A 22,957-nucleotide genomic window follows, 5' to 3' on the forward strand; every position below is an offset into this window, starting at 1 on the left:
TCACAACAAGCGCCATCGCATGTAGCGAATCGAACAGACTCAGCTCCCTGAAGCCGCCGCCTGTGCTCCCTTGTTCTTTCGCGCTTCCCAGCGCACGCGCAGGCGGTCCATATACAGATAGACGACGGGCGTCGTATAGAGCGTGAGCATCTGGCTCACTATCAGCCCGCCGACGATCGCAAGACCCAGCGGCGCGCGCAGCTCCGCGCCTTCGCCGCGCCCGAACGCGAGCGGCAGCGCGCCGAGCAAGGCTGCACAGGTCGTCATCATGATCGGGCGGAAGCGCAGCAGACACGCCTGCTCGATCGCATCGCGCGACGACAGCCCTTGCCGCGACGCATCGATTGCGAAGTCCACCATCATGATCGCGTTCTTCTTCACGATGCCGATCAGCAGGATCACCGCGATCAGCGCGATGATGCTGAACTCCGTGTTGAAGAGCAGCAGCGCGAGCAGCGCGCCGACACCCGCCGACGGCAGCGTCGACAAAATGGTCAGCGGGTGGATGTAGCTCTCGTACAGGATGCCGAGCACGATGTAGACGGCCGCGAGCGCCGCGAGAATCAGGATCGGCTGGTCGGACATCGATTGCTGGAAGGCTTGCGCGGTGCCCTGGAAGCTGCCGTGGATCGTCGCCGGCATGCCGATCTCGGCCATCGTCTGGTAGATGATCTGCGTGGCCTGCGAGAGCGACTTGCCGGGCGGCAGGTTGAACGAGATCGTCGACGCGACGAACTGGCTCTGGTGGTTCACCGCGAGCGGCGTGTTGCCGGGGCCGAAGCGGGCGATCGCGGAGAGCGGAATCATCGTTTCCTTCGAGGTCGACACGGCCGCGCCCGTCGACGCGCTCGACTTGCCGCTCGCCGCAATCGAGTTGTTCGCCAGATTGCGCGCGGAGTCGGCGGCGATGGCGGCCGCGCTCGATGCCGCCGTGCCCGCGGTGCCGCCCGCCGACGAACGTGTCGTCGCCGTCGTGGCCGACGTGACCGTACCCGCCGTCGCGTTAGTGGATTGCGAGCCGCTCGCGCTGCCACCCGACGTGCTGACCCATACCTGATTCAGCATGTCGGGGCTCTGCCAATATTTCGGCGCGACTTCCATCACGACGTGATACTGGTTCAGCGGGTTGTAGATCGTCGAGACCTGGCGCTGGCCGAATGCGTCGTACAGCGTGTTGTCGATCTGCGCGGGTTTGATGTTGAGGCGCGCCGCCGTCGCGCGGTCGATCGTCACCATCGATTCAAGACCGGCTTGCTGCTGGTCCGAGTTGACGTCGGTGAGTTCGGGGCGCTTTTGCAGCGCTTCCGTGAGAAGCGGCGCCCATTTGTACAGGTCGGCCGTAGTGTCGGAGAGCAGCGTGAACTGATATTGCGCATTCGACTGCCGGCCACCGACGCGTATGTCCTGCACCGCCTGCAGGAACGTGCGCGCGCCCGCGACGCCCGACAGGGGCACGCGCAATTGCTGGATCACCTGATCGGCGGAGATCTTGCGCTCCGTCTTCGGCTTGAGCGATACGAACATGAAGCCGGAGTTGGTCTGCCGTCCGCCCGTGAAGCCGACCACGCTGTCGACGGCGGGGTTCGCCTGCACGATGCGCATCATCTCGGAGAACTTCACCTTCATCGCCTGGAAGGATGTCGCCTGGTCGGCCTGGATGCCGCCGACGAGACGCCCCGTGTCCTGCTGCGGAAAAAAGCCCTTCGGCACGATGATATAGAGCGCGATGTTGAGCGCGATCGTGACGAACAGCACCATCAGGATCAGCAGCGGATGACGCAGCGACCAGCCGAGCGTGCGCGCGTAGCCGCGCTGCATCCTGTCGAAGCCGCGTTCGAGCCAGCGCGCGAAACGGCCTTCTTCGCGCTTCTCATGTGGCTCGGAGAGCAGGCGCGAGCACATCATCGGCGTGAGCGTCAGCGACACGATCAGCGACACGCCGATCGCGAGCGACAGCGTGAGCGCGAACTCGCGGAACAGCCGCCCGACGATGCCGCCCATCAGCAGGATCGGCAGGAACACGGCGACGAGCGAGATGCTGATCGACATCACCGTGAAGCCAACCTCGCGCGCGCCGACGAACGCCGCCTTCATGCGCGGCATGCCGCTCTCGATATGGCGCGTGATGTTTTCGAGCACCACGATTGCGTCGTCGACGACGAAGCCCGTCGCGATGGTCAGCGCCATCAGCGACAGGTTGTCGATTGAAAACCCGAGCAGATACATCGCGGCGAACGTGCCGATGATCGAAATCGGCACGGCCACGCTCGGAATCAGCGTCGCGCGCCAGTTGCGCAGGAACAGGAACACGACCATCACGACGAGCGCGACGGCGATCATCAGCGTGTGCTCGGTGTCCTTCAGCGACGCGCGGATCGTCGTCGAGCGGTCGGCCGTCGGTGTGATCTGGGCGGCGGCGGGCAGCGAAGCCTGCAACTGCGGAATCATCGCCTTCACGCGGTCGATCGTCTCGATGATGTTCGCGCCGGGCTGCCGGTACAGGATCACGAGCACCGAGCGCTCGTTGTTCATCAGGCCGAGATTGCGCAGGTCCTCGACGGAATCGACGACTTCGGCGACATCGGACAGATGCACGGCCGCGCCGTCGCGATACGCGATCACGAGGTCCTTGTACTGCGAAGCCTGCTTCGCCTGGTCGTTCGTGTAGAGCTGCACGCGGTTAGGGCCGAATTCGATCGAGCCTTTCGGGCTGTTCGCATTCGCCGAAGCGAGCGCCGCGCGCACGTCTTCGAGACCGATGCCGTAGTGAAAGAGCGCTTGCGGTTCGAGTTCGACGCGCACGGCCGGGTTCGCAGAGCCGCTCACGTCCACTTCGCCGACGCCTTCGACCTGCGACAGCGACTGTTGCAGCACCGTCGCGGCCGAGTCGTATAGCTGGCCCGCCGTCATCGTCTTCGACGTGAGCGCGAGAATGAGGATGGGCGCGTCGGCGGGATTGACCTTGTGGTAGGTCGGGTTCTGCCTGAGGCTCGTGGGAAGGTCCGCGCGAGCTGCGTTGATGGCGGCCTGCACGTCGCGCGCGGCGCCGTCGATGTTACGGTTCAGTCCGAACTGCATCGTGATGCGCGCCGAACCGACGGAGCTCGTCGACGTCATTTCGGTGACGTCGGCAATCGACCCGAGATGCCGTTCGAGCGGACTCGCCACGCTCGTCGCGACGGTCTCCGGGCTCGCGCCCGGCAGGCTCGCCTGAATCGAGATGGTCGGGAAATCGACTTGCGGCAACGGCGCGACGGGCAACCTTGCGAGCGCGAACAGGCCCGACAGTGCAATGCCGATCGCGAGCAGCGTCGTGGCGACGGGACGCTTGATGAAAGGGCGCGACAGGTTCATCGGTTCGGCCTCTTCATTCAGGCGTCGGCGTCGGTGACGGGCGGAGTCGGATGGCCGTCGCGATGAAAGCGCGCGCGCAGCCGCCGCGCAATCGAATCGAAGCCAAGATAGATCACGGGCGTCGTGAAGAGCGTCAGCAACTGGCTGACGATCAGGCCGCCCGCAATCGCGATACCGAGCGGCCGGCGCAGCTCCGAGCCCGCACCCGTGCCGAGCATCAGCGGCAGCGCGCCGAGCAGTGCCGCCATCGTGGTCATCAGGATCGGCCGGAAGCGCAACAGGCACGCCTGATAGATCGCTTCGCGCGGCGGCTTGCCGTGCTCACGCTCGGCTTCGAGCGCGAAGTCGATCATCATGATCGCGTTCTTCTTCACGATGCCGATCAACAGCACGATGCCGATGATGCCGATGATGTCGAGATCGTGGCCCGTCAGCAGCAGCGCGAGCAGCGCGCCGACGCCCGCCGACGGCAGCGTCGACAGGATCGTGACGGGATGCACGAAGCTCTCGTACAGCACGCCGAGCACGATGTACATCGTGACGACGGCGGCGAGGATCAGGAACAGCTCGTTCGAAAGCGACGCCTGGAACGCGAGCGCCGCGCCCTGGAAGCGCGTCTGGAACGACGCGGGCAGGCCGATGTCCTTCTCCGCCTGCTGGATCGCCTTGACGGCCGCGCCGAGCGACGCGCCGGGCGCCAGATTGAACGACACGGTCGTGGCTGGGAACTGGCTCAGATGCGTGACGAGCAGCGGCGCGGGCTTCTCGTGAAAGCTCGCGATGGACGCCAACGGCACCTGGCCGCCCGTCGACGTCGACGACGGCAGATAGATCGAGTTCAGCGACTCCGTGTAGTGCTGCATCTGCGGCTGCGCTTCGAGAATCACGCGGTACTGGTTCGACTGCGTGAAGATCGTCGAGATGATGCGCTGGCCGAACGCGTCATAGAGCGCGTTGTCGACGGTCGCGGGCGTAATGCCGTAACGCGCCGCCGACGCTCGGTCGATTTCCACGTAGACCGACTGGCCGTTGTTCTGCAGATCGGTGGCCACGTCGACGAGCTCGGGCGACTGTTGCAGGCGCTCCATCAGCTTCGGCACCCACGTCGCGAACTCTTCGATGTTCGGATCGGTCAGCATGAACTGATACTGCGTCGGGCTCACCGTCGAATCGATGGTCAGGTCCTGCACCGGCTGCATGTAGAGCGTCGCGCCCGGAATGTGCGACGTGTCGCGCTGCAACTGGCGGATCACCTGGCTCGCCGTCGCGTCGCGGTCGTCGCGCGGCTTCAGGTTGATCAGCATGCGGCCGCTGTTCAGCGTGATGTTGCTGCCGTCCACGCCGATGAAGGACGTCAGGCTCTCGACGTTCGGATTCTTCAAAATCTCGGTGGCCAGCTGCTGCTGGCGCTCGGCCATCGACGCGTACGACACCGACTGCGGCGCCTGTGTGATCGCCTGGATCACGCCCGTGTCCTGCACCGGGAAAAAGCCCTTCGGAATGAACACGTACAGCACGCCCGTGAGCACCAGCGTGAGCACGGCGACGACGAGCGTCGAGCGGTGCCGGTCCAGCACCCATTCCAGCGCGACGGCGTAGCGCGCGATGATCCAGTCGATCGCCGCGTGCGCCCTCGCTTCGAAGCTGTGGCTTTCCTTGGGCGGCGTGTGGCGCAGCAGCTTCGCGCACATCATCGGCACGAGCGTGAGCGATACGACGGCGGAAATCACGATCGTCACGGCGAGCGTGATCGCGAACTCGTGGAAGAGGCGGCCGACCACGTCGCCCATGAAGAGCAGCGGAATCAGCACGGCGATCAGCGAGACCGTCAGCGAGATGATCGTGAAGCCGATCTGCTTCGAGCCTTTCAGCGCGGCTTCGAGCGGCGTGTCGCCTTCCTCGACGTAGCGCGCGATGTTCTCGATCATCACGATCGCGTCGTCGACGACGAAGCCTGTCGCGATGGTCAGCGCCATCAGCGAGAGGTTGTCGAGCGAGAAGCCGCACAGGTACATCACGGCGAGCGTGCCGATCAGCGAAAGCGGCACCGACAGGCTCGGAATGATCGTCGCGTAGATGTTCGCAAGGAACAGGTACATCACCAGCACGACCAGCACGACCGACATCAGCAGTTCGAACTGCACGTCGCGCACGGACGCGCGGATCGTCGTGGTGCGGTCGGTGACGATCTGCACGTCGAGCGCGGCAGGCAGCGACTGCTGGAGCGTGGGCAGCAGCTTCTTGATGCTGTCGACCGTCTGGATCACGTTCGCGCCCGGCTGGCGCTGCACGTTCAGGATGATCGCGGGCGTGTTGTTCACCCATGCGCCGAGCTTCGTGTTCTCCGCGCCCGAGACGATGCTCGCGACGTCCGTCAGCATCACGGGGCGGCCGTTCTTGTACGCGACGACGGCGCTTTTGTATGCGTTGGCGTCCGTCAACTGATCGTTCGCGTTGATCGTGTACGCGCGCGTCGGGCCGTCGAAGCTGCCCTTCGGCGTGTTGACGTTGAGGTTCGAGATCGTCGTGCGCAGATCGTCGAGATTGAGGCCGTAAGAGGCGAGTGCGCGCGGGTTCGCCTGGATGCGCACGGCGGGGCGCTGGCCGCCCGACAGGCTCACGAGGCCGACGCCCGCGACCTGCGAAATCTTCTGCGCGAGCCGCGTATCGGCGATGTCCTGCACCTGCGTGAGGGGCATCGACTTCGACGTGATCGCGAGCGTGATGATGGGCGCGTCGGCGGGATTGACCTTCGCATAGATGGGAGGCGCGGGCAGGTCCGACGGCAGCAGGTTGCCCGCCGCGTTGATCGCCGCCTGGACTTCCTGCTCGGCGACGTCGAGGGGCAGGTCGAGACTGAACTGCAGCGTGATGATCGACGAGCCCGCCGAGCTTTGCGACGACATCTGGTTCAGCGACGGCATCTGCCCGAACTGGCGCTCGAGCGGCGCCGTCACCGATGACGTCATCACGTCGGGGCTCGCGCCCGGATAGAACGTCTGCACCTGGATGGTCGGGTAATCGACTTCGGGCAGCGCGGAAAGCGGCAGGAAGCGCAGCGCGACGAGCCCGACCAGCATGATGGCCGCCATCAGAAGGGCGGTGCCGACCGGGCGCAGGATAAAGGCGCGGGATGGATTCATGCGAAAGCCAGTACCTTATTCCGCCGACGTCTGCGACGCGTGCCGGCGACGATGTGTGCCCGATGCGCCCGCTGCACCTGATGCACCTGATGCACCTGATGCACCTGATGCGCCCGATGCGGCGCGGGCACCCGAAGCACCTGAAGCACCCGACGCGCCACGGGGCCGGTCAGCCGGAATGGTGATCTTCGCGCCTTCCTTCAGGCGGTCCGAGCCGTCCGTCACGACGCGCTCGCCGACCTGCAGGCCCGACGTGATGCTGGTGCGCTCGCCGTCGACGGGACCGACTTTCACGGGGCGCACTGTCACCGTGTTGTCCGGCTTGACGACATACACGAACGACCCGATCGAGCCGTTGAGCACGGCCGACGTCGGCACGATGATGGCGTTTTTCACGACATTCACGAGCAGGCGCGTATTGACGAACTGATTCGGGAACAGCATGCCTTCGTTGTTCTGGAACGTCGCGCGGAGTTTCACGGTGCCCGTCGTCGTGTCGATCTGGTTATCGACGGTTTCCAGATAGCCCGCTTCGAGCGACGTCGTATTGCTGCGGTCATACGCCGTCACCGACATCTTCGTGCCCGTATGCAATTGCTTGAGGATGGCGGGCAGGTTGTCTTCGGAGGTCGTGAAGATCACGCTGATCGGCTGCAGTTGCGTGATGACGACGACACCGTTCGTATCGCTCGGCGTCACGTAGTTGCCGGGGTCGACCTGGCGCAGGCCGACGCGGCCCGACACGGGCGCCGTGATGCGCGCATAGACGAGATCGAGCCTGAAGGTATCGATGTTCGCCTGGTCGGACTTGACCTGGCCTTCGTATTGCCTCACGAGCGACGCTTGCGTATCGACCTGCTGGCTCGCGATCGAGTCTTGCGACAGCAGCGTCTGATAGCGTTTCAGGTCGAGGCGGGCGGTTTGCAGGAGCGCCATGTCCTTGGCAAGCGTGCCTTCGGCATTGGCAAGACTGATCTGATACGGACGCGGATCGACCTGTGCGAGCAGATCGCCTTTCTTCACCATCTGACCTTCCTGGAATGCGACCGTCTGCAGTGTGCCCGTCAGTTGCGTGCGCACCGTGACGTTCGCGAGCGGCGTGACGGTGCCGAGCGCGTTCAGCACGACAGGCATTTCGCCTTGCGTAACGGAGGCCACATGGACAGGCTGCGGCTGGTTCATGCCGCCCGCGCCGCCGCGGCGTCCGCCGCGCGCCGCCTGCGCACCGCTCGCGCCCGCTGCCGCGCTCGCGCCGGCGTCGCTCCTGTTCCACGGATGCCAACGTACCAGCACGATCGCCGCGATGATCACGACGGCGACAATCAGCGCAATCGTGCGGCCGCGATGCCGTTTGACGGCGCCGGGTTCATGTCCGGGAGGAGGGCTGGACGGACCGGCGTTGCGTGAAGATTCTGGCTGATTTTTTTGTTCGTCCATCGGTTCGATCAAATGGCTGGCGTGAATTGAAGCAAACGTGCGATGCGCGGCGTGCGAACTGACGGCTGCCGCGCGCGGGTTGTCGTGCTCGCGCCTGTCTGCGCGCCTGTCTGCGCGTTTATCCGCGCGATGCTACGCGATGCGAGGCTCATCGAGATGACCTTGATGTGACGGTGACGGCGGCCGCGCTGGCGGCCTGGCGCGTTGTCGACATGAATGACGGCTCCTCCCCGACGGCCGTGCTTTTGCCCGCTGCGCGTTCGACGTCGCGTTGCCGCGGCAGCGCTCGCGCTGCTGCAACGAAAGACCGGTCCGATGGTCGCTTCGATGGGGCTGGCCGTTGCCGATGCGCGTCGCGTTGCATATGAAGGGCATCGTGGCCGGCCGCGCCGAAAACCGGCCGCACCGGGCATCGGCGCGCGGGAAAGCATGATGCTACGTCCCCGGCCGAGTTACAGTCCAGCGGCGTATTTTTCGGCGGATTACGACCGTTACATACGGTTGGGTAATTTGAAAGCCTGGGTTAGCCGGGTGTCGCGCAAGGTGGCGCGGCAACGGGTGTATCGGCGGGGAGGGCGGCGAAAGTCGACGCGCGTCGATGCGTCGTGCCGCGCGAAGCTCAATCGTCGAGCCGGCGGCCCGGCGTTCCGCCGATCTCATGGATGATCTTTTCGATCGTTTCGAGCAAGACGGGCGCCGCGCGCGACACGAGCCAGTCGCGCGGGCACTGATGCGCGGAGCCGCCGCAATTGACCGCGTAGCGCTCGCCCGACGGTCCGATGAAGCCAGCCGCGATCGCGTTGAGCCCCTCGTACCATTCGCCCGTCGCGATCGCGAAACCTTGCGCGGCCGTTTCCTGCAGCGCCGCGTCGAGACGGCTGCTGATATGCCCCCACTCGTCGCCGGCTGCGGCTTGCAGGCCCGTCAGCAGACTCTGGCGATCCGTCTCGGAGAGCGCGGCGAGATACGCGCGGCCGACGGCCGTGCGGCTCAGGTCCATCCGCGAGCCGACGTCGAGGCGCGACACCAGCACGGCCGAGCGCGGCTTGATCGCATCGATGACGACCATGTCCAGCCGGTCGCGCACGGCGAGATGCACCGATAGCGACGTGCGTTCGGCCAGTTCGATCAGGAATGGCCGCGAACGCGCGCGGATGTCGAAGTTGCGCAGGAAACCGTTGCTCAGCTCGAGCACCGACGACGTGAGCACGAAGCGCTCGCTGTCGGGCAGACGAAACAGAAAGCCTGCACTGACGAGCGTCGCGGTGATCCGCGAGACGGTCGGTTTCGGAATACCCGTCAGTTCTGTCAGCTCGCGGTTGGAGAGTGGCGCGTCGGCGGCGGCAATGCGCCGGAGCACGGTCAGGCCGCGCGCGAGCGCAGTGACCTCGTCGCCGGAGCCGTCCTTTTCCTTCAACGGATCGGTGGCGGACGGACGCGTCGATGGCTGGTTCATGTGGTTTTTATGAAACGTTATTTCACTATAGTTGAACGCGCGTCGAAAGGCAGACGCCTTCAGGCCGCGCTCCGCCCTCTCTCAGCAGGGCGTAAGTCCATATTTTTCGTACGACCATTCATTGTATCGAATTGTGAGATGCAAGGCCGCCGAGCCGCTCAGATTTTGCTTGACTTAGTCAGCATTACCATAAAAAATGGAACTATATTTCGAAACCGGAAAAGGTGGGCCCGCGCCCACATCGCCCATAGATCATTGCGCGTGCAACCAGTGCGCGCATCGGCGTCAGCCCGGTTCGGCCCGGTTCGGCTGCGCTTCGCAGCGGCTTCGAAGGCAGGATTTCTTCAGTACCGTCTCTCAGGTTCTAGCACGGCCCTCGGAATGGCTAGAACTTTTTGAAGGCGCCATGGCAACATGGCGCCTTTTTTTTGTCCGTCTGATCGGCTGTCGTTTGCGTTCGATGCGAGTTGCCATCATGGCGCGCATCCGTGAACGACGCGGCGGCAGTCTGCACGACTGCCGCCGTCAGGGCGCCCAAAGCAAAGAGAGTCAGCGGCGCCCGCCTTGCTGCGCGACGTGAGGGCGCCTGTCAGAGCCCGCGGTCGCGCGTCACTGCCGGATCGACCGAGGTCGTGGTCCAGTATGGATCGCGGTTGTAGTACTTGTGCATCTGCGTGCCCCAGGTCTCGTCGGCCATCGATGGCCAGTGGTCCTTGTCGAAGCCTGGTTCGTCCTTGATCCGCTGCGCGGTGATGTCGACGCGGAAGACCTTTTCGTCCGTATCGAGCGTCAGCGCGCTCCACGGGATTGCGTGCAGATTGCTGCCCATGCCGAGGAAACCGCCTTCCGACAGGACCGCATACGCAATGCGTCCGCTGCGCACGTCAAGCATGATGTCCGAAATCTTGCCGACGTGTTCGCCATCCGACGAGACGACCTTGTTGCCATCCAGCGTGGCCGCGGCCATCACCTCAGGCCCCGGACCTTCGCCGACTCCACCGCCGACGATGCCTGCGCCGGCTTGCGCCGGGTTCATTTTCGGGTCTAGCGTGGTCATGATTTCCTCCCTGGAAAAGTCCACGGGATGCGATGCGCATCCGCCGTGCCCGCGAGCTTTTCACGGGACGGCGAACGCAGGCGTGCGTGCATCGTCACGAACGCGGCAGGACCAAACTCGAAGCCGCTGCCGGCAATGCACAGCGGCGCGGCTCGAATGTGCGGCTGCAAAAACTTCAAGCACCGGTGTCAAGCTGACAGAGACACGCGCGTCGCCTGGCCGACTGCGCATGCAACGACGATCGCGCTCACGACGTCGCGGTGCCCGGCGAAGAGCCGCATGCAGAGTCGACGTTCTCCGCGCTGGCGACGCCCCTCATCGACGAAGCGCTCGCGCGCGTCGCCGCCATCCACGCCGACGCTTCTCCCGAATCCCTGCATCAGTTGCGCGTCGCGCTGCGGCGCCTGCGTTCGCTATGGTGGGCGTACCGACCGATGCTCGACAAGGAAGAGAACGCACGGCAGCGCGCGCTGTATCGCTATCTGGCTGACGCCGCGGGCAGAGAGCGCGATTGGGACATCTTCCTCGAACTGCTCGCCGGCGACGAAGACAGCCCGCGCGATGTGCCACCATGCCTGCGCGAAGCGCGCGAGCAGGCGCTGGCGGCGAGCCGCGAGACGCTCATCAACGCCGATATCCGTAACGTGCTGCACAGCGCGCTTGCGAGCACGTCGAAGGAACTGAACGCCGCACCGGAACGACATGCGCTGCAGAAGTTCGCTGCGAAGCGCGTGCGTGCCGCCGAACGCTCACTGCGCAAGACGCTGCGCGGCGCATCGCATGCGAAGCGCTTCGATCACGAGGCGCTTCGTGATGTGCGCAAGGCGGGGAAGAAGGTCCGCTATCTGCGCGAGTTTTTCGGGCCGATGCTCGACGACGATGGACACGGACACACGCTCGCGCACCTGGAGAAACTGCAGCAGTGCTCGGCGAACTCAACGACGTGATCGCAAGTGTCGCGCTGCTGCGCGACAACACGGGTCTTTTCGCCGACGAGCAGGACGCCAGCGCGGCGCTCGCGTATCTTAAAGAGCGGCGCAGGCATCGTCAGCGCGAAGCCGTGCGGCTGCTGCGCAAATCATAGTGTCCATTGCATCTGCGCATCGGGCGCGCGAGGGCAGAAGTCGCGCCTTCAAAACCGTATATACTGTTTATACCGTTAACGAGGAATCGACATGAGCACGCCACGAATCAAGGAACCCACGAAGAAAGCCTTCCACTTCCCGAAGAGCGCGAAGGAAACGTCCGCTGAAGCGAAGAAGCCGTCGGCGAAGGCATCGCGGGCGTCGGATGCGAAGAAGGCATCCCCGGATGCGCAAGCGGCCGCGAGCGCGCCGGATGCGGCATCGACGAAAGCGCAGGCACCGAAGGCCGCGCCGCAGAGCAAGGCCGCGAAGACTACGAAGCCGACGAACGCAACGAAGCCGACGAACGCAACGAAGCCGACGAAGCCGGCAAAGGCCGTCAAGCCCACGCAGACGCCAGAGGCCGCCAGGCCCGCGGCGAAAACGCCGAAGGCAGCGAAGTCGTCGAAGGCGCAAGCGGCGCCCGCCGTCGCTGCGGAGAAGAAGCCGCGCATGAAGAAGGAAAAGGAAAAAGTCGTCCGCGACAGCTTCACGATGCCCAAGTCGGACTACGCGAAGATCGCCGAACTCAAACAGCGCTGCCTCGATGCGGGACTCTCCGTGAAGAAGAGCGAATTGCTGCGCGCAGGTTTGAACCTGCTCGCCGTCTCGCCTGCGAAGCGGCTGATCGCGGCCGTGCAGGAGCTCGAAGCGGTCAAGACGGGACGCCCCGCCAAGTCGTGATCATGCGGCGGCCGCCCGCGCCGCCGTCATCCCGCATCGTTTGGATAGCGCCCGGCGAAAGCCGAGTGCATACGCTTGAGCAGCGCAATATACGGACGCCCTTGATCCGTCATCATCCAGGATGCGGCCAGGGCGTTCGTCTCATCCCACAGGCGCTCGAACTTGTCGCGCGCGACGTCCGCGGGAATCCCGGACATCATCAGATCAAGAAAGTCCTTTTCGATTGCTTCGGCGGAGCGGGGCGCCGGCGCTGGCGGGCTCGTCTGCATGTCGCCGGACTGATCGGAGGACACGATCGCCTCGCGTGCTAGTTCATCGATGGCAGGAATCGCCAGCGCCGATCCATCCTGTGCAGCAGCGCGATATACGAAAACGCGGCATCGCTGTCGACGCACGACTGTGCCGCATCGTTGACTTCGTTCCACAACGTTTCGAATCGAACCGCCGCTTCGGGCCGGCTGAGCGGCTGCGTGAGGAGCACCGAAAAAGCAAACGACAGTTCCTCCGCGCTGCGCCGCAGCGGGTAGCACGATCGACGCGATAGATATCTGTACTTCAAGTGGTCTCCGGCTAACGTGTCGGTATGTACGCGTTCGAAAGCGGCGCCGATGTCGCTGACGTCACGGGGGTCCGGCATCACATTGCCCGCCGCATATGACGCCGATGATACAGCCGCGCGAAACGTGCGCGGCAGCCATCGTCCGTGATCTTTTGGTGAAGGACGGATGTCTGTCATCGCCGTCAGCGGCGACGCGGCAACGTGCTCCCCTCAGCGCGCGACGGCGGCCACCGTCGCGATGCCGAGCACCGTCGCGATCACGGAAGCCGTCACGTGAATCGCGATCTCGCCGGCGGCCCAGTTCAGCCGTCCTTGTTGCAGGTGCTGGACCACTTCCGCGGAGAAGGTCGAGAACGTCGACAGCCCGCCCATCAGGCCAGTGATGATGAAGAGGCGCCATTCGGGCGCGATCTGCGGATTGCGTCCGAAGTACGCGACCGCGACACCGATGATGTAGCCGGCGATCACGTTCGCCGCGAGCGTGCCGAGCGGCAGCGCGGGAAAGAGCGCATTGAGACGCAGACCGAGCAACCAGCGAAACAGCGAACCGAGTGCGCCGCCAATGCCGACGGCAAGAATGGACAGATACATGGGAAGCCTGGAAAGCCGAACGTCGACAAACCGGCTGCGGCGGGGCGTGAGGCTGCAACGTCCGCAGTGATCCGGGCGAAGCAGGCATCATCAGCCACGAGGGCGGTTCAGGAGAATGCCATCTCCGGCGCGCGCAAGTCTAACACCGGCGCGCGCGGTGTATGAAGGGCGCGCGGCTCGACAGGGCGGGCCGCTCACCAGCATCGCGAGGTTACACCAGCAGCGCGGGCACTGTCAGCGAACGCACGCAGCCGCGCTGTGCTTCCGGCGATGCAGCGCACGTCGTCCCGCTTTGCGCGAGTCATTCGGTTGCCGGACCCATGTCGGCTCGATATCGCGCCGTTCAGCCGACCGTCTCGCGCTCCGGCGTCGACGTGATCTTGTGGATCGACAGGTCGGCCCCGTTGAATTCGTTTTCCTGGTCGATCCGCAGTCCGACGCTCATGCGGATCGCGCCGTAGACGATCGTGCCGCCCAGCGCCGCGAACACGACGCCGCCGAGCGTGCCGATCACCTGCGCGACGAGCGACACGCCGCCCAGGCCGCCCAGCACATGCTGGCCGAAGATGCCCGCCGCGATGCCGCCCCACGCGCCGCACAGACCATGCAGCGGCCAGACGCCGAGCACGTCGTCGATGCGCCAGCGGTTCTGGACAATCGTGAACATGTGGACGAACAGCACGCCCGCGACGGCGCCCGTCACCAGCGCGCCGAGGGGATGCATCACGTCCGAGCCGGCGCACACGGCCACCAGCCCCGCGAGCGGACCGTTGTACGTGAAGCCCGGGTCGTTTCGGCCCGCGAGCCACGCGGTGAGCGTGCCGCCGACCATCGCCATCAGCGAGTTGACGGCGACGAGGCCGCTGATCTTGTCGATGGTCTGCGCGCTCATCACGTTGAAGCCGAACCAGCCGACGGCGAGCACCCACGCGCCGAGCGCGAGAAACGGAATGTTCGACGGCGGATGCGCGGCGATGCGTCCGTCGCGCGTGTAGCGGCCATGCCGCGCGCCGAGCAGCATCACGGCGGGCAGCGCGACCCAGCCGCCGAACGCGTGCACCACCACCGAGCCCGCGAAGTCATGAAACGGCGCGCCGAGCGCGTGCGTGAGCCATGTCTGGATGCCGAAGCGGTCGTTCCACACGATCCCTTCGAAGAACGGATAGATGAATCCCACCAGCACGAAGGTCGCGAACAGCTGCGGGTTGAACTTCGAGCGCTCGGCGATACCGCCCGAGACGATTGCGGGGATCGCCGCCGCGAACGTCAGCAGGAAGAAGAAGCGCACGAGCGCGTAGCCGTTGTGCGCGGCGAGCGTCTCCGCGCTGCCGTAGAACTGGACGCCATAGGCGATCGTGTAGCCGATGAAGAAGTACGCGATGGTCGACACCGAGAAGTCGACGAGGATCTTCACGAGCGCGTTGACCTGATTTTTCTTGCGGACCGTGCCCAGTTCCAGGAACGCGAAGCCCGCGTGCATGGCGAGCACCATGGCCGCGCCGAGCAGCAGGAAGAGGGTGTCGGTGCCGGTTTTCAGACTGTCCATCGGTAGGAATCCTGCGATGCGCAAAAAGCGGGCGTCGAATGCAAGAAACGGGCCAAAGCGAGGCGCGCACGCGTTCTGCCGGTGCGAAGGCGCACCGGAATGGGACGAGACGATTCCGTGAGGCGGTCTGTTGGAACGGGTTACGTGGCGATTCGGACGAAGTGAGCACCGTATGTGTGCAATTTGTCCAAAAACAGGGCATCGGACGAACCCAAAAATGTGCGAATCCCTATGGTTTGCTTGATAAAGCCCTACGATTTCATAACAGACGCGGCGTCCGACGCGCCGAACGAAACGTGCGCCGCCGGTGTGCGCCGATGCGGGCTGTATTTGCATCAGGCTGGCGAGCCATCCTCGCTGGACGGCCTTTTGTCATCGGAACCGATCGCCGACATAATGTGCCGTCCCCCGGCGCAACCCGCCGGCTTCCGCTTCTTCCGGCGCGCGCATGAGACTTACCACCAAAGGCCTGCTGCTGATCGCGATACCCGCCGTATTCGAAATCGCGCTGCTGTCGGGGCTGCTGAAGGCGCAGTCGGATGCCGATCAGGCCGAACGGTGGAGCATGCACAGCCAGGACGTGCTGCGTCGGACGGCGGACATTCTGGCGCCCGTGCTGCTGGAATCGGTGCGGCTGCGCGGCGCCGTCGTCAGCGGCGCGCGCGATACCGCCACGCCCGTCGCGCTGTGGATGGATGTCGATCGGCGCATTGACCAGCTGGCCGAACTCGTCTCCGATGATCCGGCGCAGGTCGAGCGTGCGGTGCAGATCCGCCAGTCCGTGCAGGCGTACCGGCAATGGTCGGACCGCGTGCAGGACCTGATCCGCTCGGGGCGCCGGCGAGACGTGCTGCAACGCTTTCGCGACCTCGCCGCGACCGACGTGCTCGACCGCTTCCGTGCGCAGGTCGCCGAGTTCCAGGCGCAGGAGCGGCGTCTCGATTCGCTGCGCTCGGCGGCCGCCGCGGCGGCGCGCTCGCGGCAGCAGTCGCTGATCGTCGCGGCTGTGGTCAGCTCGCTCGTGTTCGTCGCAATCGCGTTCTGGATGTTCGCGCGCGGCGTGCGTGGCCGGCTCGCGCTGCTGTCGGACAATGCGAGCCGCCTCGCGAGCAACGAGCCGCTTGCGCCGCTTACACCGGGCAGCGACGAGATCGCGCGGCTCGATCTGATGCTGCACGAGACCAGCCGACGTTTGCTCGAATCGGAGCGCCAGCAGGCGCGTTTTCAGTCGGATCTGAGCCGCCATGCCGCCGAGCTCGCGCAGACCAACGAAACGCTGCGCCAGCAGACGCAGGAGAACGAGACGTTCATCTACAGCGTGTCGCACGATCTGCGCGCGCCGCTGGTGAATTTGCAGGGCTTCTCGAAGGAGCTGATCCATGCGTGCGACGATCTGCGCGCGGCCGTGCGGCAGTCGTCACTGACGCGGCAGCAGCGCGAACACGTCGAGCAACTGATCGACGAAGACATCGGCGAAGCGCTGCGTTTCCTGCAGACGGCCGTGCTGCGCGCATCGCACATCATCGACGCGCTGCTGCGGCTGTCACGCGTCGGCCGCGTCGAGTACCGGCGCCAGCAGGTCGACGTGCGCGACATCGTGCAGCGCGTGATCGACGCCATGCAGGCGACGATCCGCGATCGCGGCGCGCGCATCGTTGTGCAGACGCTGCCGCCCGTGTGGGGCGACCCGACCGCGCTCGAACAGGTTTTCGCGAACCTGATCGGCAATGCGATCAACTATCTGAGCCCGGCGCGCGCGGGCGTCGTCGAAATCGGCACGACGGTCGGGCCGCCCGGCGTGCAGACGCTGCGGATCTTCTATGTAAAGGACAACGGACGCGGCATTCCCGACATCGCGATGCCGCGTCTCTTCAACGCGTTTCAGCGGCTGCACGGCAACGTCGCGGCGGGTGAGGGAATCGGTCTTGCGCTCGTGCGGCGGATGGTCGAGCGGCACGGCGGGCGGGTGTGGGCGGAATCGAAGGAGGACGTCGGAACGACGTTCTATGTGTCGTTGCCGGACGCCGCCCCGGCAACGTCGGGCGACGAGCGGCAAGACGTCGTGCTCTCGGGCGCCGTGCAGGCGCTGCGGGCTGAAACGCGGTAGCCTGGGGCGCGCACAGGGCGAACGTCAGGTCGCCGAAAACAGCCGGCGCGGCCGGAGCAGCTTGCTGCCGCGAATCGACCAGTAGCAGCTGGCCGCGATCAGGAACAGCGCGCCCGCCAGAATGAACGAAGGCGCGACGTGGAGGGCCCCGGCGCCCAGCACGAACAGCCCGCGTACGACGACGAACAGCGCGGCCCAGAACGACAATACGGCCTGTGCGAGCAGCCGTGTGCCCGTGAAGCGCCGCGCGCGGTTTTCAATCGACCAGCTGGCGGGCGCGCGCGAGCAGAAGAACGTCAGCGAGATCAGCGCGACTGCGAGAATGATCATCCAGTTAGTGAGATCCATGGTAGAGCCCTTCTAAAGTCAACGCGCGACTTTAGGGGGCGCTACGCGTAGCGGATATCGGAGAAGTCTCAATCTGGACTGTGAGCGGCAGCGTGCCGCGCATCAAGGCCGGGCGCGAACCCGGCCATCGAGACGCATCAAAGTTCGATGCGCGTGCCGAGCAGGACTAGGAATTGCCGCAGCCATTCCGGATGCGCGGGCCACGCGGGCGCGGTGACGAAATTCGCATCGGTGACGGCCGCGTCGATGGGGATGTCCGCGTAGTCGCCGCCCGCCAGTCTCACTTCCGGCGCGCACGCCGGATAGGCCGAGATGCGCCTGCCGCGAATCACGTCGGCGGCGGCCAGCAACTGCGCGGCGTGACAGATCGCGGCGATCGGCTTGTTGCCTTGCGCGAAGTGGCGCACGAGATCGATCACTTTCGCGTCGAGGCGCAGATATTCCGGCGCGCGTCCGCCCGCGATCGCGAGCGCATCGTATCGGGACGCGTCGATGTCGTCGAATGCGGCGTTCAGCGTGAACTGGTGGCCGGGCTTCTCGGAGTACGTCTGGTCGCCCTCGAAATCGTGGATCGCCGTCTTCACGCGATCGCCTGCGCGCTTGCCGGGGCAGACGGCATCGACGGTATGGCCGATTGCCTGCAGCGCCTGAAACGGCACCATCGTTTCGTAATCTTCGGCAAAGTCGCCCGTGAGGAACAGAATCTTCTTTGCTGCCATCGCATGCCTCCAGTCGTTGAGGGAAGACGTCGAACGTCGGCCAGTCTACTCCAGCACATTTGACAACACCGCGAACGATCGCCTGATAACCCCGTCGCGAACGGAGTCAATGACACGCAGCGGCGTATCATTGAGATGTTTTCGCATCAGGAGGCCGCTTGAGGCGGCTCATACGCAACGATGACACCGATCAAACCCATCTCCCGCCGCCCGATCGTCCGTTCGACGCTGTTCGCCGCCATGCTGCTCGCGGGCCTCACTGCGTGCCAGAAGAACGATGCGTCCGCAGGTCAGACGCCGTCGGGCCTCAACAATATCGGGCAGCAGGCCGGCCAGAAGCTCGATCAGGCGGCGAGCTACGTCGGCCAGCAGGTCGATGCCGCGAAGGCCACGGCGCAGCAGAATCTGGACGCGGCCGCATCCGGCCCGTCGATCAACCTCAATCCGGGCGACCTCGCGTCGCAGGCGCAAGCCAATCTGCAAGGCGCGGCCAGCGCGACGAACGCGGCCGTCGCCAAGGCGATGAGCTCGACGGGCGCCGGACTCGAGACGGCGGGACGCAAGCTTCAGCAATGGTCGAGCGAAACGTCGTCGAACTCGTCGCCGTCGTCGACCGACGGCGGCAGCGACGCGCAGAAACAGATGGACAAGTGAATCTGCACTTGACCGCGACCGGTAAGTGTAACTATCATGATTGCATATCGTCGTTCGGGACGGTGCGTAAGTGCGCGCATGTGACGCGCATCGGATGATCTACCGCTGTGAATACGAGTAGCCGGTTTGCCTTTGCGGTTCATGTGCTCGCGTTGCTGTCGTTGCAGCAGGGCGTGGCGTTGTCGTCGGAGATGATCGCGGGGAGTGTGAACACGAACCCCGTGCTGATCCGCCGGCTGCTCGCAATGCTGGCCGAAGCGGGCCTCACCACGTCGCAGCTGGGCGCGGGCGGAGGCGCACTGCTTGCGCGCGAGCCGCGCGACATTACGCTGCTCGACGTCTATCACGCCGTCGACGATGCGCAACTGTTCGCGATGCATCGTGAGACGCCGAACCCGGCATGTATGGTCGGCCGCAATATCCAGACAGTGCTGACGGGCATCATCGACGATGCGCAGCAGGCACTCGAGTCGTCGCTCGCGTCGCGCACGCTGGCGGACGCGACGGCGGACGTCGTGCGCGCGGAACGTTCGCGCGAACGCAAGCGAAAAGCGGCGGGCGGCTGAACGAAAGCCGAACGCTGCAAACAAGGGGCCAAGCCCCGATTTTTTTAGCGAAATATGTAATCAACAGAGTTACATTTAACTGAAAGGACTATCGACATGAGCAAGACACTGAAGATCGCGCTGTTCGGCGCAACGGGCATGATCGGCTCGCGCATCGCGGCGGAGGCGGCGCGTCGCGGGCATCAGGTGACGGCGTTTTCGCGCAATCCGGCTCGCGTGCCGGCGGACGTCGCGAACCTGGAGGCGGCGCAGGCCGACGTGACGGATGCGGCGAGCGTGGCGGCAGCGGCGCGCGGGCACGATGTCGTCGCGAGCGCGTATGCGCCGCCGATGGACGACGTCGCGCTGATCGGAAAGGCGACGCGCGCGCTGGTCGACGGCACGCGCGAGGCGGGCATCAGGCGTCTCGTCGTGGTGGGCGGCGCGGGCTCGCTGGAAGTGGCGCCCGGCAAGCAGCTCGTCGATAGCGAAGGCTTTCCGGAGGCCTACAAGGCAATCGCGCTCGCGCACCGCGACGCGCTGCCGATCCTGCGAGGCAGCGATCTCGACTGGACCTTCTTCGCGCCCGCCGCTTTGATCGCGCCGGGCGAGCGCAAGGGCACGTTCCGCACGGGCGCAGGCTCGCTGATCGTCGACGCGCAGGGCAACAGCAGCATTTCGGCGGAAGACTACGCGATTGCGTTCGTCGACGAGCTGGAGCAGGGCCGTTTCGTTCATCAGCTCGCGACGGTCGGGTACTGAGGGCTTCGAAACATCGGCCGGCACGCGCGCGAACTGCACGCGGCGTGCCGGAGCGCGTCTGACGGCGTCGCGCAAGTGCACTAACATTCGGTTACGCATCGGGAAGGTTTCCCTCGACGACACCCGCTACACTTGGCGTCTTTCCCGTTCAATCACGGATGGCCATGAAGTCATGCCTTGCGCGGCGTGAATCGCGGGCTGCGCCGTTATGCGGCGGGCTTCTGGCGATTGACGCCGTCTTTTGCTTTGTTTTCCGTATTGTGTCGCGTGAGCGTTTGTCCGGCCTCATGCGCGATCTCATGCGCAATTGCCTTTGCTTGCGCTCGCTTCTGTCTGTCGTTTGCGTATGGCTCGCGCTCGCAGGCGCTGGCGTCGCGATCCCGGGCGTCGCGCACGCGGCGGGCGCGGCCAGCGGCACGCCGATGATTCCCGCGCTGCAAAGCCTGATCAACAGTGCGACGGTGTCGGCGGCGGCGCCCGCGTCGGGCGCTTCGGCGGCAGATGCCGCGTCGGCGCCGTCGCCTGCGAGCCAGGCCGAGATGGCGAAATCGCTCGACAGCGTGATCACCACGCTCGATAACGATCGCCAGCGCACCGCGCTCGTCGCACAACTGAAGAAACTGCGCGATGCAACGAAAAACGTCGCGCCCGCTGCGGCCGCACAGCCGAGCCCCGGGCTGCTCGGCGCCATCGCGGCGGGCATCGCGTCGTTCGAATCGGACGTGCATCAGGGCCGCTCGCCGCTCAACTACTGGTCCGGCCGCTTCAACGCGGCGGCCAACGAGATCTACACGATCGTCACGAGCCAGGGGCGCGAGCATTTCGGACAGGTGCTGCTGAACATGTTCGCGGTGCTGGCGGGCTGGGGCGCGTGCGCGGCCGGTCTCATCTACGTCCAACGCAGGGTGCATGAGCGGTTCGGCATCGTGGTGCGGCTGGATGCCAATCCGACCACGCGCGATCTGCTGATTTTCGCGCTGCGTCGCGTCGGACCGTGGATCATCGCGTTCGTCGCCGCGCTGGTGTTCGTGCGCGCGATGCCCAATTCGCTGGGCCGCACGATCGCGATGGTGATCGCCTATGCAATCGTCGCAGGCGCGGTGTTCTCGGCAATCTGCCTGATCATGTTCTCGCTGTTCGGCTCGGGCCATCGGCGCGCGGCCGTGCGTCTGCTGATCGAACAGGCGCGCCGGCTGCTGTTCGTGATCGGCATCTGCAGCGCGCTCGGCGATGCCGCCGTCAACTACGACGTCGCGCATGAACTCGGCACGAATCTCGCCGCGCTCGTGTCGACGGTATCGAACATGACGGCGGCCGCGCTGACCGCGTACTTCGCGCTCGCGTTTCGCCGGCCCGTCGCGCATCTGATCCGCAACCGTGCGTACGAACAGCGGCACGACCACAAGGCCGCGACCGACGCATTCGACGTGCTCGCGTCGCTGTGGCACGTGCCGATGCTCGTGCTCGCGACGGCATCGGTGATCGCGACGATCGGCGGCATCGGCAGCGGCGAGAACGTGCTGCAGATCTCTGTCGTGACGGCGCTGCTGCTCGTGCTGGCGTTTTTCCTGTCGGCGATCGTGCTGCGCGTGACACGGCCGCGCAATGCGCGCCGCCGTCGGCGCTCGCCGTATCTGACGCGTCTGCTGCGCTTTGTCGGCACATTGCTGACGCTCTTCATCTGGCTCGCGTACTTCGAGTTCGCGTCGCGCCTGTGGGACGTGTCGCTTGCCCAGATCGTCGAGGAGAGCGTGACGGCGCGCGGCATCGCGCACGCGCTGACGGCGATCCTGATCACGGTGTTCGTGTCGTGGCTCGTGTGGATTCTGATCGACACGGCGATTCAGGAAGCCGTCAATCCGAGCAGTCCGCGCAACAAGTCGAAAAACCCAAGCATGCGCGCGCGCACGATGCTGCCGCTCGTGCGCAACGTGCTGTTCGTGTCGATCCTGACGATCGCGGGCATCGTCACGGCGGCCAATCTCGGCATCAACGTGACGCCGCTGCTCGCGGGCGCGGGCGTGATCGGTCTCGCGATCGGCTTCGGCGCGCAGTCGCTGGTGAGCGATCTGATTACGGGCCTTTTCATCATCATCGAGGACACGATTTCGGTCGGCGACTGGATCGACATCGACGGCGGACATGCGGGCACCGTCGAGTATCTGTCGATCCGCACCGTGCGGCTGCGCGACGGCCAGGGCGCGATTCACGCGATCCCGTTTTCGCAGATCAAGATCGTGAAGAACCTGTCGCGCGATTTCGCTTACGCGGTGTTCGAGGTGCGCGTGCCGTTCTCCGCGGACGTCGATCAGGTGACGCAGCTGATACGCGCGGTCGGCGCGGATCTGATGGCCGATTTTCGCTACCGGCGTGAGATGCTCGGGCCCGTCGAAGTGTGGGGGCTGGACCGGTTCGATCCGAACTGGATGGTGGTCAAAGGGCAGATCAAGACGCGGCCACTGCAGCAATGGAGCGTCGCGCGCGCGTTCAATCTGCGTGTCAAGCGCAAGATGGACGAAGCGGGTATCGAGATTCCCGTGCCGCAGATGCGCATTCATTCGTCGCGCGACGATGCCGAAGGCGAGGCAATGATGAACGAAGAGGTCGTGCGCCATGCGGTTCGCGAGCGCGAAGCCGCGACGGGCACGACGACGCCGTTCAGATCGAAGCCGACGAGCGCGATGCCGCCTGCGCGCGACGTGTCGCATGAGCCGCGTCCGGCGCCACCGTCGACGGGGCAAACGGCGGCCGTGCCGCCGCAGATTCCGACGGCGGGCGACGGCGGTAAGACTTGAGCGAAGAGTCGGGGCTTGCGACGGAAAGGAAGGAAAGGCGTCACGCGTGACGCCTTTCTTTTCGACAGTATGGACG

General features: G+C 65.2%; 19 protein-coding genes and 1 riboswitch. Of the genes, 8 read left to right on the forward strand and 11 right to left on the reverse strand.

Annotated features, from left to right (window positions below; genetic code table 11):
* Window positions 1-39: 39 nt before the first annotated feature.
* The 5 genes from BMW76_RS00585 to BMW76_RS00605 form a co-directional block, all read right to left on the reverse strand.
* Window positions 40-3,354 (reverse strand): efflux RND transporter permease subunit, encoded by a 3,315-nt coding sequence (locus tag BMW76_RS00585; RefSeq protein ID WP_090861661.1) that lies wholly within the window; start codon window positions 3,352-3,354, stop codon window positions 40-42.
* A gap of 17 nt (window positions 3,355-3,371) precedes the next feature.
* Window positions 3,372-6,497 (reverse strand): MdtB/MuxB family multidrug efflux RND transporter permease subunit, encoded by a 3,126-nt coding sequence (locus BMW76_RS00590; RefSeq protein WP_090861663.1) that lies wholly within the window; start codon window positions 6,495-6,497, stop codon window positions 3,372-3,374.
* 15 nt (window positions 6,498-6,512) lie between these two features.
* Window positions 6,513-7,934 carry an MdtA/MuxA family multidrug efflux RND transporter periplasmic adaptor subunit gene (locus tag BMW76_RS00595; RefSeq protein WP_090861665.1) on the reverse strand — a complete coding sequence of 474 codons (1,422 nt, stop codon included), beginning with the start codon at window positions 7,932-7,934 and terminating at the stop codon, window positions 6,513-6,515.
* Between the two features lie 619 nt (window positions 7,935-8,553).
* Window positions 8,554-9,390 (reverse strand): IclR family transcriptional regulator, encoded by an 837-nt coding sequence (locus tag BMW76_RS00600; RefSeq protein WP_090861667.1) that lies wholly within the window; start codon window positions 9,388-9,390, stop codon window positions 8,554-8,556.
* Between the two features lie 589 nt (window positions 9,391-9,979).
* Complete coding sequence (locus tag BMW76_RS00605) at window positions 9,980-10,447, reverse strand: PRC-barrel domain-containing protein (RefSeq protein ID WP_090861669.1); 468 nt, start codon at window positions 10,445-10,447, stop codon at window positions 9,980-9,982.
* A gap of 260 nt (window positions 10,448-10,707) precedes the next feature.
* Between BMW76_RS00605 and BMW76_RS00610 the strand changes: the two genes are divergently transcribed.
* From BMW76_RS00610 to BMW76_RS00615, 3 genes are all read left to right on the forward strand, one after another.
* The gene (locus BMW76_RS00610; RefSeq protein ID WP_245763083.1) at window positions 10,708-11,394 is read left to right on the forward strand and encodes a CHAD domain-containing protein; all 687 of its coding nucleotides are present in this window, start codon (window positions 10,708-10,710) and stop codon (window positions 11,392-11,394) included.
* Window positions 11,370-11,531 carry a hypothetical protein gene (locus tag BMW76_RS41735; protein ID WP_245763084.1) on the forward strand — a complete coding sequence of 54 codons (162 nt, stop codon included), beginning with the start codon at window positions 11,370-11,372 and terminating at the stop codon, window positions 11,529-11,531. Before BMW76_RS00610 ends, BMW76_RS41735 begins: the two co-directional genes overlap by 25 nt.
* 91 nt (window positions 11,532-11,622) lie before the next feature.
* Entirely contained in the window at window positions 11,623-12,255 is a 633-nt protein-coding gene (locus BMW76_RS00615) for a hypothetical protein (RefSeq protein ID WP_090861671.1), read from the forward strand.
* A 26-nt stretch (window positions 12,256-12,281) separates the two neighbouring features.
* Here BMW76_RS00615 and BMW76_RS00620 read toward each other — a convergent pair whose 3' ends face one another.
* The 4 genes from BMW76_RS00620 to BMW76_RS00635 form a co-directional block, all read right to left on the reverse strand.
* A complete protein-coding gene (locus tag BMW76_RS00620) occupies window positions 12,282-12,524 on the reverse strand; it encodes a hypothetical protein (protein WP_090861672.1) in 243 nt (80 codons plus the stop codon).
* Window positions 12,525-12,562: 38 nt separating this feature from the next.
* Window positions 12,563-12,814 carry a hypothetical protein gene (locus tag BMW76_RS00625; RefSeq protein ID WP_090862466.1) on the reverse strand — a complete coding sequence of 84 codons (252 nt, stop codon included), beginning with the start codon at window positions 12,812-12,814 and terminating at the stop codon, window positions 12,563-12,565.
* A gap of 210 nt (window positions 12,815-13,024) precedes the next feature.
* The gene (crcB, locus tag BMW76_RS00630) at window positions 13,025-13,405 is read right to left on the reverse strand and encodes a fluoride efflux transporter CrcB (RefSeq protein WP_090861674.1); all 381 of its coding nucleotides are present in this window, start codon (window positions 13,403-13,405) and stop codon (window positions 13,025-13,027) included.
* Window positions 13,406-13,479: 74 nt separating this feature from the next.
* Window positions 13,480-13,540: riboswitch (Fluoride riboswitch) on the reverse strand.
* Window positions 13,541-13,748: 208 nt separating this feature from the next.
* The gene (locus tag BMW76_RS00635) at window positions 13,749-14,951 is read right to left on the reverse strand and encodes an ammonium transporter (RefSeq protein WP_090861676.1); all 1,203 of its coding nucleotides are present in this window, start codon (window positions 14,949-14,951) and stop codon (window positions 13,749-13,751) included.
* A gap of 448 nt (window positions 14,952-15,399) precedes the next feature.
* Between BMW76_RS00635 and BMW76_RS00640 the strand changes: the two genes are divergently transcribed.
* Window positions 15,400-17,058 (forward strand): sensor histidine kinase, encoded by a 1,659-nt coding sequence (locus BMW76_RS00640; RefSeq protein WP_090861678.1) that lies wholly within the window; start codon window positions 15,400-15,402, stop codon window positions 17,056-17,058.
* A gap of 24 nt (window positions 17,059-17,082) precedes the next feature.
* Here the strand turns inward: BMW76_RS00640 and BMW76_RS00645 are convergent, their stop codons facing one another.
* Together BMW76_RS00645 and BMW76_RS00650 are read right to left on the reverse strand one after the other, a co-directional pair.
* Window positions 17,083-17,406 (reverse strand): hypothetical protein, encoded by a 324-nt coding sequence (locus tag BMW76_RS00645; RefSeq protein ID WP_090861680.1) that lies wholly within the window; start codon window positions 17,404-17,406, stop codon window positions 17,083-17,085.
* Window positions 17,407-17,543: 137 nt separating this feature from the next.
* Window positions 17,544-18,125 (reverse strand): DJ-1/PfpI family protein, encoded by a 582-nt coding sequence (locus tag BMW76_RS00650; RefSeq protein ID WP_090861681.1) that lies wholly within the window; start codon window positions 18,123-18,125, stop codon window positions 17,544-17,546.
* A 180-nt stretch (window positions 18,126-18,305) separates the two neighbouring features.
* On the opposite strand from BMW76_RS00650, the gene BMW76_RS00655 reads away from it, so the two are divergent.
* The 4 genes from BMW76_RS00655 to BMW76_RS00670 all read left to right on the forward strand — a co-directional run bounded on the left by BMW76_RS00655 (window position 18,306) and on the right by BMW76_RS00670 (window position 22,881).
* Window positions 18,306-18,779 (forward strand): hypothetical protein, encoded by a 474-nt coding sequence (locus BMW76_RS00655; protein ID WP_407668870.1) that lies wholly within the window; start codon window positions 18,306-18,308, stop codon window positions 18,777-18,779.
* Window positions 18,780-18,886: 107 nt separating this feature from the next.
* Window positions 18,887-19,345: an Rrf2 family transcriptional regulator gene (locus tag BMW76_RS00660; RefSeq protein ID WP_090861682.1), complete on the forward strand. Its 459-nt coding sequence runs from the start codon at window positions 18,887-18,889 to the stop codon at window positions 19,343-19,345.
* A 96-nt stretch (window positions 19,346-19,441) separates the two neighbouring features.
* Window positions 19,442-20,086, forward strand: a complete 645-nt coding sequence (locus tag BMW76_RS00665) for an NAD(P)-dependent oxidoreductase (protein ID WP_090861684.1) — start codon at window positions 19,442-19,444, stop codon at window positions 20,084-20,086.
* 164 nt (window positions 20,087-20,250) lie between these two features.
* Window positions 20,251-22,881: a mechanosensitive ion channel family protein gene (locus BMW76_RS00670; protein ID WP_090862472.1), complete on the forward strand. Its 2,631-nt coding sequence runs from the start codon at window positions 20,251-20,253 to the stop codon at window positions 22,879-22,881.
* Window positions 22,882-22,957 lie beyond the last annotated feature (76 nt).

This window comes from Paraburkholderia diazotrophica (assembly GCF_900108945.1).
Taxonomy (GTDB): domain Bacteria; phylum Pseudomonadota; class Gammaproteobacteria; order Burkholderiales; family Burkholderiaceae; genus Paraburkholderia; species Paraburkholderia diazotrophica.